This is a genomic window from Corynebacterium sp. TAE3-ERU2, from assembly GCF_019209955.1.
In the GTDB taxonomy this organism is placed as follows: Bacteria; Actinomycetota; Actinomycetes; order Mycobacteriales; family Mycobacteriaceae; genus Corynebacterium; species Corynebacterium megadyptis.
Genome location: NZ_JAHUTL010000004.1, coordinates 101,122 through 117,195 on the forward strand (window position 1 = coordinate 101,122; position 16,074 = coordinate 117,195).

Annotated in this window: 11 protein-coding genes and 1 CRISPR repeat array; of the genes, 9 read left to right on the forward strand and 2 right to left on the reverse strand. The window is 61.2% G+C overall.

The window, feature by feature from the left end; genetic code table 11:
- Window positions 1-32 precede the first annotated feature (32 nt).
- From casA to KRX12_RS06850, 8 genes are all read left to right on the forward strand, one after another.
- A complete protein-coding gene (casA, locus tag KRX12_RS06815) occupies window positions 33-1,724 on the forward strand; it encodes a type I-E CRISPR-associated protein Cse1/CasA (protein ID WP_370625558.1) in 1,692 nt (563 codons plus the stop codon).
- Window positions 1,721-2,365, forward strand: a complete 645-nt coding sequence (casB, locus tag KRX12_RS06820) for a type I-E CRISPR-associated protein Cse2/CasB (protein WP_218366148.1) — start codon at window positions 1,721-1,723, stop codon at window positions 2,363-2,365. Before casA ends, casB begins: the two co-directional genes overlap by 4 nt.
- Before the next feature lie 15 nt (window positions 2,366-2,380).
- Window positions 2,381-3,517, forward strand: coding sequence for a type I-E CRISPR-associated protein Cas7/Cse4/CasC (gene cas7e, locus KRX12_RS06825; protein ID WP_218366149.1), 1,137 nt, complete (start codon window positions 2,381-2,383; stop codon window positions 3,515-3,517).
- Entirely contained in the window at window positions 3,517-4,236 is a 720-nt protein-coding gene (cas5e, locus tag KRX12_RS06830; protein WP_218366247.1) for a type I-E CRISPR-associated protein Cas5/CasD, read from the forward strand. The genes cas7e and cas5e overlap by 1 nt, the downstream gene beginning before the upstream one ends.
- Entirely contained in the window at window positions 4,233-4,931 is a 699-nt protein-coding gene (gene cas6e / locus KRX12_RS06835) for a type I-E CRISPR-associated protein Cas6/Cse3/CasE (RefSeq protein WP_218364802.1), read from the forward strand. The genes cas5e and cas6e overlap by 4 nt, the downstream gene beginning before the upstream one ends.
- Window positions 4,924-5,862, forward strand: a complete 939-nt coding sequence (cas1e, locus tag KRX12_RS06840) for a type I-E CRISPR-associated endonuclease Cas1e (RefSeq protein WP_218364801.1) — start codon at window positions 4,924-4,926, stop codon at window positions 5,860-5,862. The genes cas6e and cas1e overlap by 8 nt, the downstream gene beginning before the upstream one ends.
- Window positions 5,859-6,203 carry a type I-E CRISPR-associated endoribonuclease Cas2e gene (gene cas2e, locus KRX12_RS06845; RefSeq protein WP_218364800.1) on the forward strand — a complete coding sequence of 115 codons (345 nt, stop codon included), beginning with the start codon at window positions 5,859-5,861 and terminating at the stop codon, window positions 6,201-6,203. The genes cas1e and cas2e overlap by 4 nt, the downstream gene beginning before the upstream one ends.
- A 65-nt stretch (window positions 6,204-6,268) precedes the next feature.
- Window positions 6,269-9,102: a CRISPR direct-repeat array (repeat unit 28 nt; unit sequence GTTTTCCCCGCACACGCGGGGATGAGCC).
- Window positions 9,103-9,762: 660 nt separating this feature from the next.
- Window positions 9,763-10,275: a DinB family protein gene (locus KRX12_RS06850; RefSeq protein ID WP_218366150.1), complete on the forward strand. Its 513-nt coding sequence runs from the start codon at window positions 9,763-9,765 to the stop codon at window positions 10,273-10,275.
- A 9-nt stretch (window positions 10,276-10,284) separates the two neighbouring features.
- Here KRX12_RS06850 and KRX12_RS06855 read toward each other — a convergent pair whose 3' ends face one another.
- The gene (locus tag KRX12_RS06855) at window positions 10,285-11,898 is read right to left on the reverse strand and encodes an alpha/beta fold hydrolase (protein WP_218366151.1); all 1,614 of its coding nucleotides are present in this window, start codon (window positions 11,896-11,898) and stop codon (window positions 10,285-10,287) included.
- Window positions 11,899-12,039: 141 nt separating this feature from the next.
- Here KRX12_RS06855 and amn point away from each other — a divergent pair, with 141 nt between their 5' ends.
- On the forward strand, window positions 12,040-13,524 hold the full coding sequence (amn, locus tag KRX12_RS06860; RefSeq protein WP_255550138.1) for an AMP nucleosidase: 1,485 nt from the start codon (window positions 12,040-12,042) through the stop codon (window positions 13,522-13,524).
- 22 nt (window positions 13,525-13,546) lie between these two features.
- Here the strand turns inward: amn and KRX12_RS06865 are convergent, their stop codons facing one another.
- Entirely contained in the window at window positions 13,547-15,964 is a 2,418-nt protein-coding gene (locus tag KRX12_RS06865; protein ID WP_218366152.1) for an alpha/beta fold hydrolase, read from the reverse strand.
- Window positions 15,965-16,074: the final 110 nt, after the last annotated feature.

Consider the following 16,074-nt stretch of genomic DNA (forward strand, 5'->3'; position numbering starts at 1 on the left):
ACGATAACGGCAATTCAAGAAAGGAGCAGGAGGTGCCACAGACCGTTGAACCGGAACCGCGGTTTAATCTGATTGATGAACCGTGGATGTGCTGCCGCACTGCGGAGGGTACTCAAACGCTGAGTATTCGCGACGTTTTTGACGGCAGCGCCAGCCCAATCAGTGTCCTCGGAGATTCGCCCACGCAGGATTATGCAGTGCTGCGCGTACTTCTCTCCATCTACTGGCGAGCACACCACCATGCACTAGAGAAGCACATGAGCACTCGACGGGAACGCGAAGCTTTTTCGTGGCCCGACTGGGTCGAAGATCAGCTGATCGATGCCACCTCCGGATCTCGTGATGAGGTTGTGCTCGACTATCTAGAATCGGTGAAAAATCGTTTCTATCTTTTCCACCCTACTCAGCCTTTTATGCAGGTCAGCGACCTGCATAAGAAGAACAATGAAACAAATTCATTCAATAGGCTGATTCCTGAGGCTGAGCACTCGTATTTCTCCATGCGTGCGGGGAGCGGACAAGAAAAACTCGATTTCGCAGAGGCAGCTCGGTGGCTGATCCATACACACGCGTGGGATTACTCAGGAATCAAATCCGGTGCGGTGGGCGATCCCAGGGTCAAGGGAGGAAGAGGGTATCCGATTGGCACCGGTTGGACGGGAATGACAGGTGGAACCGTAGTGTGCGGAGCAACGCTGCGGGAAACCCTAGTTCTTAACACGACACCGGAAGCAGTTCTTGAAGTTGGCACGCCGGATCTTCCCGTATGGGAGCGCAAGCCCGATACAGCAGCCCAGCGCGCCTCGGGCGATCTTGTGCCCACCGGCCCCGTAGATCTTGCGACTTGGCAATCACGGCGTGTTCGACTTTTCCGCGAGGGTACTGCCGTCACAGCTGTGCTGGTGAGTAATGGCGATCGAATTCCCGATGCTGGCAAAAATATCATGTTGGATCCCATGACTCCCTATCGCTACAGCCCTAATCAGTCCAAAAAGGGGCACGTGGCGTACTACGCAAAACCGTATGACACATCGCGGACGATGTGGCGAGCCATCGATCCTCTGCTGGTGCTGGACGGTGACCCTGGTTTTAGTGAGAAAAAGAAAGCTCCCAAACGTCCGGCAACACTGAGTCACCTCGCGATGTTGGCTGATGACGGCGTGGTGGAGGGGATCCTTGATGTCTCTGTGGTTTCCATGGAATACGGAGACCAGAATTCATCTGTCAGCACGATTGTGAGTGCTTCGGTCGGTATTCCTCTTGATGTTCTTCGCTCCAACCAGATGAGTGATGCGCTGAGGCAGGATATTCGTGATGCCGCTGCGCGTACTGAGCAGATTGCCACGGCCCTTGGAGCTTTCGCTGGAAACCTACTCGTGGCCAGTGGCGGGGACTATGAATTCGGTGCCGATGCTGCAGATCGCTTCTATGCAGACATGGAGCCCCGCTTCATTGAGTGGATTCGCCGAGTAGGCACAGCCGACTCCGACACTCATGTGGTGGCCTGGCAGAAAATATTGAAAGAGCAGGTCTTTGCGATTGCGGAGGAGCTGGTCCGAAGCGCAGGGCCGCGCGCACTGATCGGTAGAACGATAGGAGCAGACGATTCTGGCTCAGGAGGTCGCATCATATCAGCGGCCACAGCCTATGACGGGCTGAGGAGGAAGGTTACAAACATCCTGAACCTCCTCAGCAACGAACAAAAGACAAGGAGAGATCAGTGACACAGGATAGTCCCAAGACATCCTCGCTCAGTCTCGCACAAGGAGTGGGAGCTACAGCACAGAGGCTGCAGCGCAATCTACTCAAGCACTCCCATACCGCTTTAGGAGCAGAAGCGCGTGCGCAGATAGCTGAATTGAGAAAATATTCCTCGTACAGCGTGGAAAATTCGCCTCTGGCGCTGGAGAGTGTGCTGCTCATGATGGATCCGCCCTTGAGCGAGCAGGAGTTGGGAAAAGGCGACCACGCGAGCCCTTCTGAACAGGCCGCGTTCCACGCTCTCACACTCTTTGCCGTTCATATGCAGAGTGCGCGAGAGGCTATGCATTGCCCAGGCATCTCCTTTGCCTCTGCCTGCGGGACTCTGTATGCACGCAGCTCGTCGAAATCCATTAAGCCGCGCTTCGACGCGATGCAATCGGCCACGGATGAACAGGCCCGTATCGTGCATCTGCGTTCTCTTATCACGCTGCTTCGAGGTCAGTCGCTTGGCTTCGACTATGGACGCTTCGCCCAAGATCTTCGATCTTTACAGCACCCGCAGCGCCGTAGTGGCGTTCTGCTGCGATGGGGACGAGATTTTGCCCGCGGCGCGTTCCGCACTCCCTCCCCTCACGACCATAATGAATCCGCTATCGGATAGGAAAGGAATAATTCCATGAGTCTCTTTATCGATATCCACTCCCTGCACACTGTTCCTCCGTCTCTCATCAACCGTGATGACACGGGTGCCCCAAAATCGGCGATCTTCGGCGGAGTTTCGCGGCAGCGAGTGTCCTCGCAGTCGTGGAAGCGGGCGATGCGCAAGTATTTCGACCAGCATGTCGATTCCGCAGCCGTGGGCGCTCGTTCGCGGCGACTGCCAGAGAGCATTGCCAAGCGCCTAGAAGCGCATGGTGTGGAGCAGGACGAGGCTATTCGTCGGACAGAGATGCTGTTCAAGCAGGCTGGGATCAAGACTGCCGTCGACAAGCCCAAGAAGAAGGCTGAGGGTGAAGGTGAGCAGGAGCATAGCCCGTACCCGCGAACGGGATACCTTCTTTTCCTCAGTAAGCATCAAATCGATAATGCCGTAGAGGCGCTCCTCGCGAGCGAGGGGGAGAAGCTCCCTAAGAGTGATGCGAAAAAGATTCTGGATACCGAGCATTCCGTGGACATCGCATTGTTCGGTCGCATGGTCGCCGATGATGCTGCGTTCAATGTGGATGCTGCTGTTCAGGTCGCCCACGCATTAGGAGTTCACTCCTCTGCCCCTGAGTTCGACTATTTCACTGCGGTCGATGATATGGCTGAAGAAGGTGAGGAAACTGGTGCCGGGATGATTGGAACGGTGCAGATGATGTCCTCCACGCTGTATCGTTATGCATCCGTTAATGTTGATGGCCTTGTCGCGAACCTTGATTCCGAGGACGTTGCTATCGAGGCAATCCAACACTTTATTGAAGCGTTCATCCAGTCGCTGCCCACAGGAAAAGTCACGACCTTTGCGCACAACACCCTGCCCGAGCTCGTGCTGGTGGAGGTAAGGCGTGGCCGTCCAGTGTCTCTTGTCTCCAGCTTCGAAACCCCGGTTGAGGCTCAGGACGGGAAGGATCGCCGCAGGGTGGCTGCCGAGCGCCTTGCACAGGAGGCCACTGACGTTCGGACTGTCTATGGACTCGTGCCCGAGGCATCCTATGTACTGGGGCTATCAGGTTTGGACGAGTCTTTCAGCGACCTTGCTGAAACTGTCACCTGTCCCGAGATGGGTGAGAAGGTGGCCAACGATGTTCGTCGTATCCTGGGTGATCAGTGATGGCGCACTCGCTAATGGTGCTCCTCAAAGGTCCACTACAGGCATGGGGCGATGAATCGCGCTATAGGGTTCGGGCTACTGCAGCTACTCCCACTAAGTCTGGTGTCGTGGGGCTTATTGCAGCAGCCCAGGGGCGGAGTCGGGATGAATCTGTTGAAGACCTTGCCCATTTGACGATGGCGACGCGTGTTGATCAGCAGGGAAGCTTGCTGCGGGATTATCAAACTGCACAGCCGTGGTTAGAGAAGCCCAGCGCACCTGCCATGCTCTCGACTCGGTACTTTCTTTCCGACGCGGCGTTTGTCTTGGCTCTTGAATCGGAGGATCGCGTGGTGCTTGAAGAATATGAGCGGGCGCTGCGCAATCCCGTTTATCCGCTCTACATGGGGCGGCGGTCGTGCCCCGTCCATCCAGGCCTTGTAATCGGCATTGTTGATCGTGGAGCAGAAAGTGCGGTTCGTGAGCACCCAACGTGGTATGCGACCGAGACCTACAAAAAGGAATGTCCGCAGACAGCTGGATTAGCTGTGTACAGGGATGCGCTTCCAAGTGAAGCAGGTGCCGTTGCACGACAGGATGTGCCTGTCTCCTTCTCCCCTCAGCGTCGATCCTATGCCTGGAGATACGAAGTGAGAGTCGATGATGTGGAGATGACTAATCCGTTAGGCCGTGCGAATAGAGGCCATGATCCCTTCTTTGAATCGGTGGTGCAGGCATGACCACGTTTACCCGTTTGTTGCTTAACCCCCGCACACGGGAGGGAAGGAAGCTTCTTACTGATCCGCAGTCCATGCATGCCGCGGTACGGGCTTGTTTTCCCCCTGATCTCGACGATCAGCATGAACGTATTTTGTGGCGAGTAGATAGCCAAGGGCATGAGCACCGGCTCTATATCGTTGGCCCCGAGACTCCTACTTGCACGCCGCTGGTGGAACAGGCTGGATGGTCTACACGACCTGCCGAGACAGCTGATTATGAGCCGATGCTCAGTAGTCTCCGTCAAAACCAGTTCTGGAGATTCGAGCTGGTGGCGAATCCGACGTATTCGGAGCCCACTAAGGGACAGAGAGGCAAGGTGAAAGCACACGTATCCGCTACTCACCAACTTGAATGGCTGTACAAGAGGTCTGCCAATGCCGGATTTGTTTTGCCTGATCGAAACACTGATTCGTCCGAGCAAGCGTTGAAGGCTGTGACAGAACCCCGCGTGATGGAGCGAGGAATGGTCTCCTTCTCTAAAGGGCGGCGTAGCTCGGGACATCGCGTTCGTATTGCGCAGGCGCGCTTCTCCGGTGTACTTCAGGTGGCGGATGCGGACATACTGCGGCAGACACTTACGCAGGGAATTGGTCGCGCCCGTGCTTATGGGTGCGGGCTCATGACCCTAGCGAAAGTTTCAGCCGATAATGCCTAATCCAAGCGCCGCGCCCATCGAACGCCAAGCATTAGCTCGGTTCAGCGATCGATTGTCCTTTCTCTATATCGAGCGTGCTGTAGTCAGTCGCGATGGAAATGCCTTGACGGTGCATGATCAGCGAGGCATTGCGCACGTGCCAGCGACCATGCTGACAGTGTTGATGTTGGGACCTGGGACCAAGGTCACCTATGCCGGGATGGCCCTGCTGGGTGATGCCGGCGTCAGCGTGGTGTGGGTTGGTGAGCGAGGTGTGCGCTTTTATGCGAGTGGTCGCCCTCCGGCGAAGTCTGCGCGTATGGCGGAGGTCCAAGCCTCTGTTGTGAGCAATCAGCGCAAGAGACTGGAGTGTGCGAGGAAGATGTATGGGTTGCGTTTTCCTGATGAAGAGGTATCGGCCTTGTCCATGTCACAACTCAGAGGCCGAGAGGGCGCACGTATGAAAAAGGTGTACGCCCGTGAGGCTCGGCGGACGGGAGTGCCGTGGTCACGGAGATCCTATGATCCGAATGACTTCGACTCAGGTGATCCGATCAATCAAGGATTGACGTCTGCTAGCGCAGCTCTGTACGGGATAGCGCACGGCGTGGTCGCGGGATTAGGATTTGTGCCCTCCTTAGGGGTCGTTCATACTGGCACGGATCGGGCCTTCGTGTACGACATCGCAGACCTATACAAAGCTGAAGTTGCTATCCCTGCCGCCTTCGACGCGGTGGCTGCGGGGGCTAATGATCCAGGTTCAGCTGCTCGTCGCAAGTTACGGGATCTCGTTACTGAGAAGCGGCTGCTGCCTAGGATGGTCAGGGATCTTAAGTTTCTCTTCGATCTCAGTGATGATGTCCTGACCGCGGATGCGGAGTTATTGCTATGGAGTGAATTGGAGCTTGTGTCCTCGGGTGTTTCCTGGGCTGAACCGGCGAGTTCATCATGATCGTTCTCGTAGTAACAGCGTGTCCTGCAGGCTTACGGGGAGATCTGACTAAGTGGCTCATGGAGATTGCGCCGGGCACGTTTGTGGGAACTCCTTCAGCCCGGATCCGTGACCTGCTGTGGGATAGGACCGTAGGCCTCTGTAAAGATGGACAAGCCCTTCTCGTGTATTCCGCTGACTGCGAGCAGGGCTTCGAATTCAGGACTCATCGCCACAAATGGATGCCTCGTGACTTCGAAGGCCTGACCTTGATGGTTCGCCCTGGAGCGACGGACACTCCACGGCGACGTACTGGATGGAGTAATGCCCGACGCCAACGCCGCACTTACAGATCGAGGTGAAAACTTCCCACTACAAGTTGTAGCTATTCTGAGCTAGGAGCTAATATTTCACCAGCTCACTAAGTGTTTTCCCCGCACACGCGGGGATGAGCCCCGGCGGAATGCTTCTACTGGCGTCATTGCTGGGTTTTCCCCGCACACGCGGGGATGAGCCCCCGCGATCGACTGCGAGGCCACACCAGCCTTCGTTTTCCCCGCACACGCGGGGATGAGCCGAGTCTGACGAAGACTTCATGATTCACATTAAGGTTTTCCCCGCACACGCGGGGATGAGCCCAGTTTGAGCGCATCGGAGCCTTTAGCCTGGTGGTTTTCCCCGCACACGCGGGGATGAGCCCGGGGAATGTGGTGCTCGGCCTCAAGGACCACCGTTTTCCCCGCACACGCGGGGATGAGCCCCGGTGGTGACGCGGGTGAAGGTGGATTGACGGGTTTTCCCCGCACACGCGGGGATGAGCCGAAGGAGAAGGAGGCTGAAGATGGGGGCAGCAAGTTTTCCCCGCACACGCGGGGATGAGCCTGAAATCAGAGATAGCGGGGGCCACCGTGCCGAGTTTTCCCCGCACACGCGGGGATGAGCCCCTCGCACCGCTGAACCCCGCGGGGCCGGATGAGTTTTCCCCGCACACGCGGGGATGAGCCCGACGAATCGGCAACGTCACAGCGCGCATAATCGTTTTCCCCGCACACGCGGGGATGAGCCGGTGGCCTCTAGGGTGGCGTTGTACTGGGCGTCGTTTTCCCCGCACACGCGGGGATGAGCCTCAGGCGGTGCACTGGCAGCCGGGCCAAGGCTCGTTTTCCCCGCACACGCGGGGATGAGCCTGTGCCGATCACGTAGCCGTGATTGGTGAGGGTGGTTTTCCCCGCACACGCGGGGATGAGCCGGGCACACCCCTGCAGGACCTAGAGAAAGCACTGTTTTCCCCGCACACGCGGGGATGAGCCCAGACCCCCGCTCCTGCCCCAAAACCGGCAGGCGTTTTCCCCGCACACGCGGGGATGAGCCCCTGCTGCGCGCGTTCGAGGGCACTGTGACTGGGTTTTCCCCGCACACGCGGGGATGAGCCCTGGAAAAGGCGTGTAAGGGGCCGCATCCCGATGTTTTCCCCGCACACGCGGGGATGAGCCGGACCACACCAATGAACAGCCTGTTCAACAATGGTTTTCCCCGCACACGCGGGGATGAGCCGAGGATGGACCGCCGATCGGGGGCGTGAGTGAGGTTTTCCCCGCACACGCGGGGATGAGCCCCCCTCGCTGGGCTATTTCCTCGACTGGGAGTGGTTTTCCCCGCACACGCGGGGATGAGCCCGAGCAGGGCATTCAAAACAGCTCGTGGACTATGTTTTCCCCGCACACGCGGGGATGAGCCGGGGACAGACACGATACCGGACGGCATCGGGGAGTTTTCCCCGCACACGCGGGGATGAGCCCCCTTAAACACCGGCGGGTTATCCACCTGTCCGTGTTTTCCCCGCACACGCGGGGATGAGCCGTTGCTCAAGCGGTACGTTGATAGGGCACTGAAGTTTTCCCCGCACACGCGGGGATGAGCCGCGCCAAGCGAGCCCGGACGCCCTCTCCCGAATGTTTTCCCCGCACACGCGGGGATGAGCCTTCCGGGCAGCCTCCAGATCATAGAAACCAGCGGTTTTCCCCGCACACGCGGGGATGAGCCGCGCCAAGCGAGCCCGGACGCCCTCTCCCGAATGTTTTCCCCGCACACGCGGGGATGAGCCGGACGTCGCCGCGGTGCTCTCCGATGTGGATGGGTTTTCCCCGCACACGCGGGGATGAGCCCCCACCCCGCAGCCCCGACACACACCACCGTGCGTTTTCCCGCACACGCGGGGATGAGCCTTGGGGATGTGTGGCCAGTGGCGGGCTAGGACTGTTTTCCCCGCACACGCGGGGATGAGCCCGCGTGCTTCCCAGTCACAGTACTCGGCGATGTGTTTTCCCCGCACACGCGGGGATGAGCCCAATGACTGCACATAGCCTCGAACGGAAACACCGTTTTCCCCGCACACGCGGGGATGAGCCGTATCGGGGGCGTGCTGATGCCCCCGCACCTGTGTTTTCCCCGCACACGCGGGGATGAGCCTCGGGGTAGTGCTCATCAATCTCGGCTACGATCGTTTTCCCCGCACACGCGGGGATGAGCCGATCTTCCAGCGGATTACTGGCCCGAGGTGTACGTTTTCCCCGCACACGCGGGGATGAGCCTTCGACCCCGACCGCGACATTCTCACCCGTATCGTTTTCCCCGCACACGCGGGGATGAGCCAATGCGGCGATGCTGGCGAGCCATGCGATGTTGGTTTTCCCCGCACACGCGGGGATGAGCCCCCCACGCCCCGACCTGCCGCGCGCCTGGAATGGTTTTCCCCGCACACGCGGGGATGAGCCGGCGCGATCGACGCACTACTGAAAGGAACCCAAGTTTTCCCCGCACACGCGGGGATGAGCCGGCGCCGACGTAGGTGAGGCCGGTCGTGAAGCTGTTTTCCCCGCACACGCGGGGATGAGCCCGGCGGGTATGGCGACGTATATGGCGAGGGGTAGTTTTCCCCGCACACGCGGGGATGAGCCCTCACCCCCTCTCTATCGTTTGGCAGATGGCGGGTTTTCCCCGCACACGCGGGGATGAGCCCCTCTACGCGGTGCTTAGCGACCGCGAAAGGATGTTTTCCCCGCACACGCGGGGATGAGCCTCCCGTCTAGGCGGTATGAGGCGTCGCCGATGCGTTTTCCCCGCACACGCGGGGATGAGCCCAGTCCGACGCCACCTGGAATACATCGCAGACTGTTTTCCCCGCACACGCGGGGATGAGCCGTTCCTCGGCCATCGTGGGGAACTGCGAGCGCAGTTTTCCCGGACACGCGGGGATGAGCCTTACCATCTCGTGTGGCCTAGCCCCGCTACCCAGTTATCTCTAAGGGCTGCCACCGGCTGTGTATGCAGAGATAAAAGCGTGCGCTACGGGCTGCGGAGCGTGGGTGGTGTCTATTGCGCGTCGGTGCGCGGCGTGGAGGCCGCTCTCAGCCCGCACTGCCGTGTCGCTGTTGGGTGAACTGGTTCCGGTGGCACAGCCACCATTCAGTCAGTGGGCCCGAGCTCTTGTGTTTGAGTACTGCAGGTGAACATCGTGTGGTGTGTGAATACGGGCCAGGATGAGAGTGCTCAAGCCAGGATACCTAGACTCCCCACGATCACCTTCTATGTCCTCGGTCATACTCATCGTGTGTATCGATCGCACAGGCGCCCAAAGAACACCACCTCAGAGCACGTCCCAAGAACAGCTGTCACCTCAGCCTGCAGTAGTCCCAGCCACAGATGGGATGCGGCGGTGGTGTCGCGGTATAGGCAGCCGTCGTGGGCGGCGCGCGAGGAGAGCAGTCACCGCACACTGCTTCTTTGACCTAGTGCGCGGGGTTCTCACCGAAAGCAGTCCCGCGAGCGAGACAAAAAGCGAAGAATAAATAGCGATCGTCTTCCATATCGCATCGCCCCTGCGAATCCCCATGCTGTCCCCGTCGCCGATACGGTGGGGTTATGACACGAGACGAAATCCTGATCGAGTTCATCACCCGCGCCCACGACAGCCTTGAGTCCCTCGGCGAGGTCGATGCCGCTACCGCCTCCCGCGCGCCGGGCGGGCACCCCAACTCGCTGGCGTGGCTGCTGTGGCACACCGGCCGGATGCTGGATATTCAGCTATCCGAGCTGAGCGGCCAGCCCCAGCTGTGGCACACCCTGGAGCTGCGGCGGCAGCTGGGTCTCGGTGAGCTGGGCGATGGTATGGGCTATGCGCATAGCGATGTTGAAGCCCGCGCCATCCAGGTGCATCGGGCAGAGGATGTGCGCGGGCTGATGAGTTATGTGCACGCCTGTCTCGATGACGTGCAGTGTTATGTGCTGTCGGGGCCGGATTTCGACGAGGTGATTGATACCAGTTTCACTCCGCCGGTCACCCGCGGGGTGCGGATCGTATCGCTTATCGACGATGCCATCCAGCACCTCGCGCAGGCGCACTATGCAGCGCGCATTCTGGGGAGCCGGTCCTAGCGGGGCGGCTTAGCGGAAGTACGCGGAGACCGCCGGAGCCACGTGGGCGGGGTGGTTGATGAGCACGCCGTGGCTATAGCCGCTGAGGGTGATCAGCTCACCGCCCATGGCTTCCTTCATGCTGGGTGCGCCGTGCGGGCCTACCGCGGAGTCCTTGGAGTAGCCCAGATTCAGTGGCGCGGTTGTCAGCTTCTCGCCGCTCAGCGGGCGAGCGGGGGCCACTGGCTCGGGCCAGCCGAGGCAGTGCTGGCCGCTGCCCAAAAGATCACCATTGAGGTCGATGAAGTCACCGCCGGTGAAGCTGGTCTCCCAGAAGGGCGCAATCAGGCTCGGGTCGGGGGCGGTGGTGTTCTCATTACATACGATGGCGCGGTCCACGTTTTGCATGGTGATCGCCTGTAACTGCATCGCCTCCTGCTCCTCCGGGGTGGGCTGTGCGGTGGCCTCGCCGAGGTCGAGCTCTAGCGGTGCGGCGGGGGTGTGCGCCGCGGAGTGGGAGAGTGCCTCGGCAAGCTCCGGCCATGCTTGCTCGGAGTACATGGCGACGTTGATCGGGCCCACCGATTGGGCGATCCGCATTGCGGCGGTGAAGTCCCCGCTGTTGGAGATGGCATCGGCGAAGGTCTCGCCGCGCCATTGGGTCCAGTCATAGAGGTTGAGCAGCAGCAGGGCTACGTCTTCGATCTGCTCGTTGCCGGCGGCGGCGGAGGCGAGGGCGTCGAGAACCACTGAGCCGCTGGCCCCGAGATCCGCTGCCTCGGCCTCGCGGGGCTTCAGGGCGGGGGTCACGCCGAGGTTATCGCGGATCACGCGGCTGAAGTTCTGATATACCTCGCGGGAGGTCGTGCCCAGGTGATAGGTGTCATCATTGTCTGCGGTCCAGCTGAAGAAGGCGGAGATGGCTTCTTGGCGGATGGCCTTGCGGTTGGCACCGAGGGCGAACCAGCGGTCCTGCGGGGCGACGCTGGAGTCCAGCAGGAACTTATGAACCCGCTTGGGGTACATGGTGGCGTAGGTGCTCATCAACGAGCCGCCATAGGACACGCCGTAGAGGTTGAGCTGCTCTTCGCCGAGGGCGAGGCGGGCGCGCTCGAGATCCCGGGCGGTGTTATCGGTAGTGATGGTGCGGGTATAGCCGGGTTGGGTCTGCTCGCACTTCTGGAAGGTGGTGCCGGGCAGTGTGATCGGCGGGATATTCTCGCTGTTGCAGGTCAGCGGGGTGCCGTAGCTGAGTCCGCGCGGCTCCACAGCGATGAGGTCATAGGCGGCGCGCACATCGTCGGGCAGCTGCACCTTCTGGCTCACGCCGTCCTTGGGGGTGGTATCGGCAAACATGCCGAGGGCATCGCCGCCGGGGCCGCCCGGGTTGCCGGCGATCACGCCCTTGCGCTCGCCCGTGGCGGGCAGCTTGCTCATGGTCAATTCGATACTGCCGGCGCTCGGGTCGGAATAGTCCTTCGGCACGGAGAAGGTGGCGCACACCGCTCGCTCTGCGGTACCGCTGCCGGTGGGGCAGGGGCCCCATTCCAGCCCCTCATCAGCCTGCGCTGCGGGGATGGTCATCCCGCCGAGCAGGAGGGAGGCGCCGAGGCATGCGCTCAGTGCGGTTGGAAGCTTTTTCATGAAAACCGTCTATCCCTTTCTTACTGGTCATCACGCGATTCGTGGGGAATCGCAGCTCTAATCCGCAAGTCCTGCAGAAATATGTGTACACGGTAGTGTGGGCCCTAGCTTATAGAAATCTGAAGTTAAGGAGCGCGCATTATGGCCAACACCGATGGCGAGACCATCACCCCTTCAGAGTCAGAGGCAGAGGGAATTGGCGGCTATCGGGTGTGTGCCTCCGCCGAGGAGGCAGTGGAGCGCTTGTGCGAGCTTTACGACGCCTCCACGCGGCTCGCTGCGCGGGTGATCGATTCAGCCCAGTGGGCGGAGTATGAGAATGTGCGCTATCCGCGATTGGTGATCGACGTCCACAGCTGGCGCCCCATCGATCGCGCCCAGCCCTTTGGCTATGTGGATGCGGCCGGGCGCTATTGCGCCAGCGTGTCGCGGCCGCGGGTAATGGGCCGCTACTTCACCGAGATGATTGAACGCTTGGTCAGTAATTATCCCTGCACGATTCATGTGGGCTATTCTCGCGAGCAGATTCCGCCGGAGTATATCGATGGGCTGGATCGTTCCGAGAAACTGCAGGAGGCGCTCCAGCTCGGGGTGCGGCTGCCGCGCCCCAGCTTGGACTTTGTCGATGATGGCATTATCGACGCCAAGTGGGATGTGTTCCACCAGCAGGGCAATGATGAGCGCCCCCTGTTTCACTTCTCCCCGCAGCGCTTCGATATCGCCATTAAGCGCATCGAGCACTACACCGGCATCCCTATCGAAGGGGTGCAGAACTTCATCCTCTTCAGCAACTACGCCATGCACACCCGCGAGTTCGTGGCCTATGCCCTGCATGAGCTGGTGCGGGAGGGCTCACGCTATACCGAGCTGTGGCTTCCCGATGGCACGCGGGTATCGCGTGAGGAGGCGGCGTCGATAAGCATCGAGGATCTCTCCCTAGAGAGCCACTATCAGATGCCGCGCTATGACCTCATTGCGCCCAATGACGATGGATTGACGATGGTCAATATCGGGGTGGGGCCGTCGAATGCAAAAACGGCCACGGATTGTTTGGCGGTGCTGCGCCCGGAGATGTGGGTGATGATCGGCCATTGCGCGGGGCTCGATGGGCGCATGCGCATCGGCGATCTTATTTTGGGCAATGCCTATGAGCGGCGCGACCATATTCTGGATGATCGTATTCCGCTGTCCACGCCGATTCCCGCCGTGCCGGAGGTGCAGCGGGCGCTGGAACGCGCGGTGCGCGATATCTATGGCGAGGACAAAAACTTGATGCGCACCGGCACGGTGCTCTCCACTGATGATCGCAACTGGGAGTGGCATACCCCCACCACCTTGTGGGAGATGTTCCGCGGCTCCACTGCGGTGGCGGTGGATATGGAATCCTCGGCGCTGGCCACCAATGGCTACCGCTATCGCATTCCCTATGGCACGTTGCTCTCGGTCTCTGATCTGCCGCTGCATGCGGTGCCCAAGCTGCCCAGCGGGGCGCAGGCCTTCTACTCCTCCTCGAAGGAGGCGCATGTGATGTGCGCGGTGCGGGCTGTGGAATCCCTCGCGCAGGATAAGAGCCGGCTCCGCACCCGAAAGCTGCGCCGCACCATCGGCGAGGTGCCCTTCCGCTAGCGGCGGCCGCCGCAGCAAAGAGCTACGGGGTAGAAAGCTGCTGGCTAAGGGCGCGCAGCGCGGCGGCGGTGGCCGCCGGTTGCTCATTCATCACCATGTGCCCACAACCGGGCAGCACCGTCACCTGCGGATCGGCGTGCAGCGCCCGCAGGTTATCCAGCTGCCCGATTCCGAGCACCGCATCCTCGCTGCCCCAGACGGCGCCCACGGGGATAGCGTGCGCGCGGCAGGTGCGGGCACACTGCCGGGCCGCCGCCATGCGCTGCGGTGCTGGAGTACCCACCAACGCCTGGGAAATGCTGGCGAAGGTCTTCGCTCGGTCCTCATGCTGCGCCCAGCGCAGAGACAGCGCCCGCTGCTCCTCGGTGATGCTTGCTGGATCGTGCACGGCCACATTGTCCGCGGCAGCCACCACCCGCGGATGCGCGATCGACATCAGGCGCTGGCCCAGCACCGGCACGGCCGCGGCCTTGACCACCGGGGTGATCTCCGTGGAAAAGCCCGAGGGCGCGAGCAGCAGCAGCCCAGCACAGCGCGCCGGGCGGTCGGCAAGCATGCGCTGCACCAGCGCCCCACCCAAGGAATGGCCCACGAGCACCACCGGCCGCTCGCTGCCGAGCAGCTCATCTACTGCCTCCCAGAGCGTCTCCACCATGAGCGGCAGGGTGTTCTCCGGGCGCAGGGCCGGGGTGGCGCCGAAGCCGGGAATATCCAGGCTGAGGATCTCAAGATCCGGCGCGTTTGCGTCCTCCGGGCGGGTGCGCTGTAGCTCGCGGGTGAGGGTGTCGAAGTCCTCGAGGCCGCGGCCAATGCCGTGGATGCACACCACCGGCAGGCTCTCGGCTGGGCTCGGGATGTGGCGATAGCGCAGCTGACCATGGGAGGTGTCCAGCATCTGTGGTGCGGGCAGCTCCGATGCCGGCGGCTGCTGCGCTGGGTCCGCGGACTCATCGGGGGCTGCGGCGGGATCGGCTGCGGCAGCGGCACCCGGGGCGGCACTGGCGGGGGCGAAGGCCATATCCGTGGTGGGGTCGGTGCGGCGGAAATCGCGTACCTCGCGCAGATAGTCATTGCGCAGGGTCCACGGTGCGGTGTCGGTGACGGCGGGGAATTGGGCGATCCCGCGCTCCACATAGTTGCTCTGCAGGTCAATGATGCGGCTACGGGGCCCAGTCGGCGGGGTCGTAGGGCAGAAGGAGCCGAGGCCATGCTGGCGCAGATGGGTGATCATGCGGGCCAGATAGCGGCCCACCAACTCGGCCCGGAGAGTGAAGGAATCATTCACATAGCCCAGGGTGAAGCTGAAGTTGGGGACGCCATCCAGGCACATGCCGCGCCAGGCGGTTTTCTCGCCGGGATGAACCGGCGCACCGTCCACGGAGAGCGCGATATCGCCCAAAGCCTTGAGCTGCAGCCCGGTGGCCTTGATGAGCACATCGGCCTCCACGGCCGTGCCATCGCTGGTGTGGATGTGGTGGGCGCTGAGGCTATCGATGGTGTCGGTGACCACGCTGATATCGCCGGCGGCGATGGCGTGGAAGAGATCGCCATCGGGCACACGGCATACCCGTTGGGTCCACAGGGGGTAGGAGGCCTCGAAGTGCTGGGAGTGCAGTTCTTCGCCAATGATGGCGCGGCGGTGCGAGGCGAGCGTGCGCGTGACCGCATCCTCTGCGAACTGGGAGGCTTTGAGGGTCAGCGCCTGGGTGCCGATCGCACGCCAGCGATCGAGGGCATCCACGCCCCGCTGTGGCAATACCGAGCGCAGCGGCTGGAGGGGAGTGGAGTTGGGCATGACGGCGGCGTGATTGACGGTGCGCTGGATCATCGTCACGTGGCGTGCCTTCGCGGCGAGTTCTGGGGCGAGCGTGACGGCTGTCGCCCCTGAGCCGACAATGGCCACCGCGGCATCGCGGAGGTCGAGATCCTCCGGCCAGAACTGGGGATCAACGATGGTGCCGGTGAAGTTCTCCTCACCGGGAAGCGTGGGTTGGTGGGAGTGGGCGTGATCGTAATAGCCCACCGCGGCGTGCAGGAACTGGGCGTTGAGCTGGTGTTCCTCGCCGGTGGCGCTATCCACATAGCGCAGCTGCCAGCGCTGGGTGGCACTGTCATAGGCCGCCTCGCGCACCTGGGCGCCGAAGCGCATCTTGGAGGCGAGTCCGTGGCGCTGGGCCGTGTGCTGCAGATAGTGCAGAATCTCCTCGCCGGTGCCCAAAGGCCGGCTGCCCGTCCAGGACTCGAAGGAAAAGCAGTAGCTATCGATATCGGAATCACTGCGCAGCCCGGGGTAGGAGAAGGTGTGCCACGTGCCTCCAAGATCCTCCTTGGCATCGAGGATCACCCAGCTCAACCCAGGGATCTGGGAGAGATAGTAGGCGGTGGCGATGCCGGAAATTCCGGCACCGATAATGGCTACGTCTACCTGCTGTTGAGACACGTTTCTCCTGCTTGTTCGGGGCCAAGGGCTCATATGGGTGAAGCGATCCGCGATGGATCTATCGAATATCTTAAACAGCATTCAATTGCGGTGTCTGCCGTTCTGCGTAC

Coding starts and splice junctions, on each gene's coding strand:
- cas1e (WP_218364801.1), top strand. CDS start 4,924: ATGCCTAATCCAAGCGCCGCGCCCATCGAACGCCAAGCATTAGCTCGG.
- amn (WP_255550138.1), top strand. CDS start 12,040: ATGGCCAACACCGATGGCGAGACCATCACCCCTTCAGAGTCAGAGGCA.
- cas7e (WP_218366149.1), top strand. CDS start 2,381: ATGAGTCTCTTTATCGATATCCACTCCCTGCACACTGTTCCTCCGTCT.
- cas2e (WP_218364800.1), top strand. CDS start 5,859: ATGATCGTTCTCGTAGTAACAGCGTGTCCTGCAGGCTTACGGGGAGAT.
- KRX12_RS06855 (WP_218366151.1), bottom strand. CDS start 11,898: ATGAAAAAGCTTCCAACCGCACTGAGCGCATGCCTCGGCGCCTCCCTC.
- cas6e (WP_218364802.1), top strand. CDS start 4,233: ATGACCACGTTTACCCGTTTGTTGCTTAACCCCCGCACACGGGAGGGA.
- KRX12_RS06850 (WP_218366150.1), top strand. CDS start 9,763: ATGACACGAGACGAAATCCTGATCGAGTTCATCACCCGCGCCCACGAC.
- cas5e (WP_218366247.1), top strand. CDS start 3,517: ATGGCGCACTCGCTAATGGTGCTCCTCAAAGGTCCACTACAGGCATGG.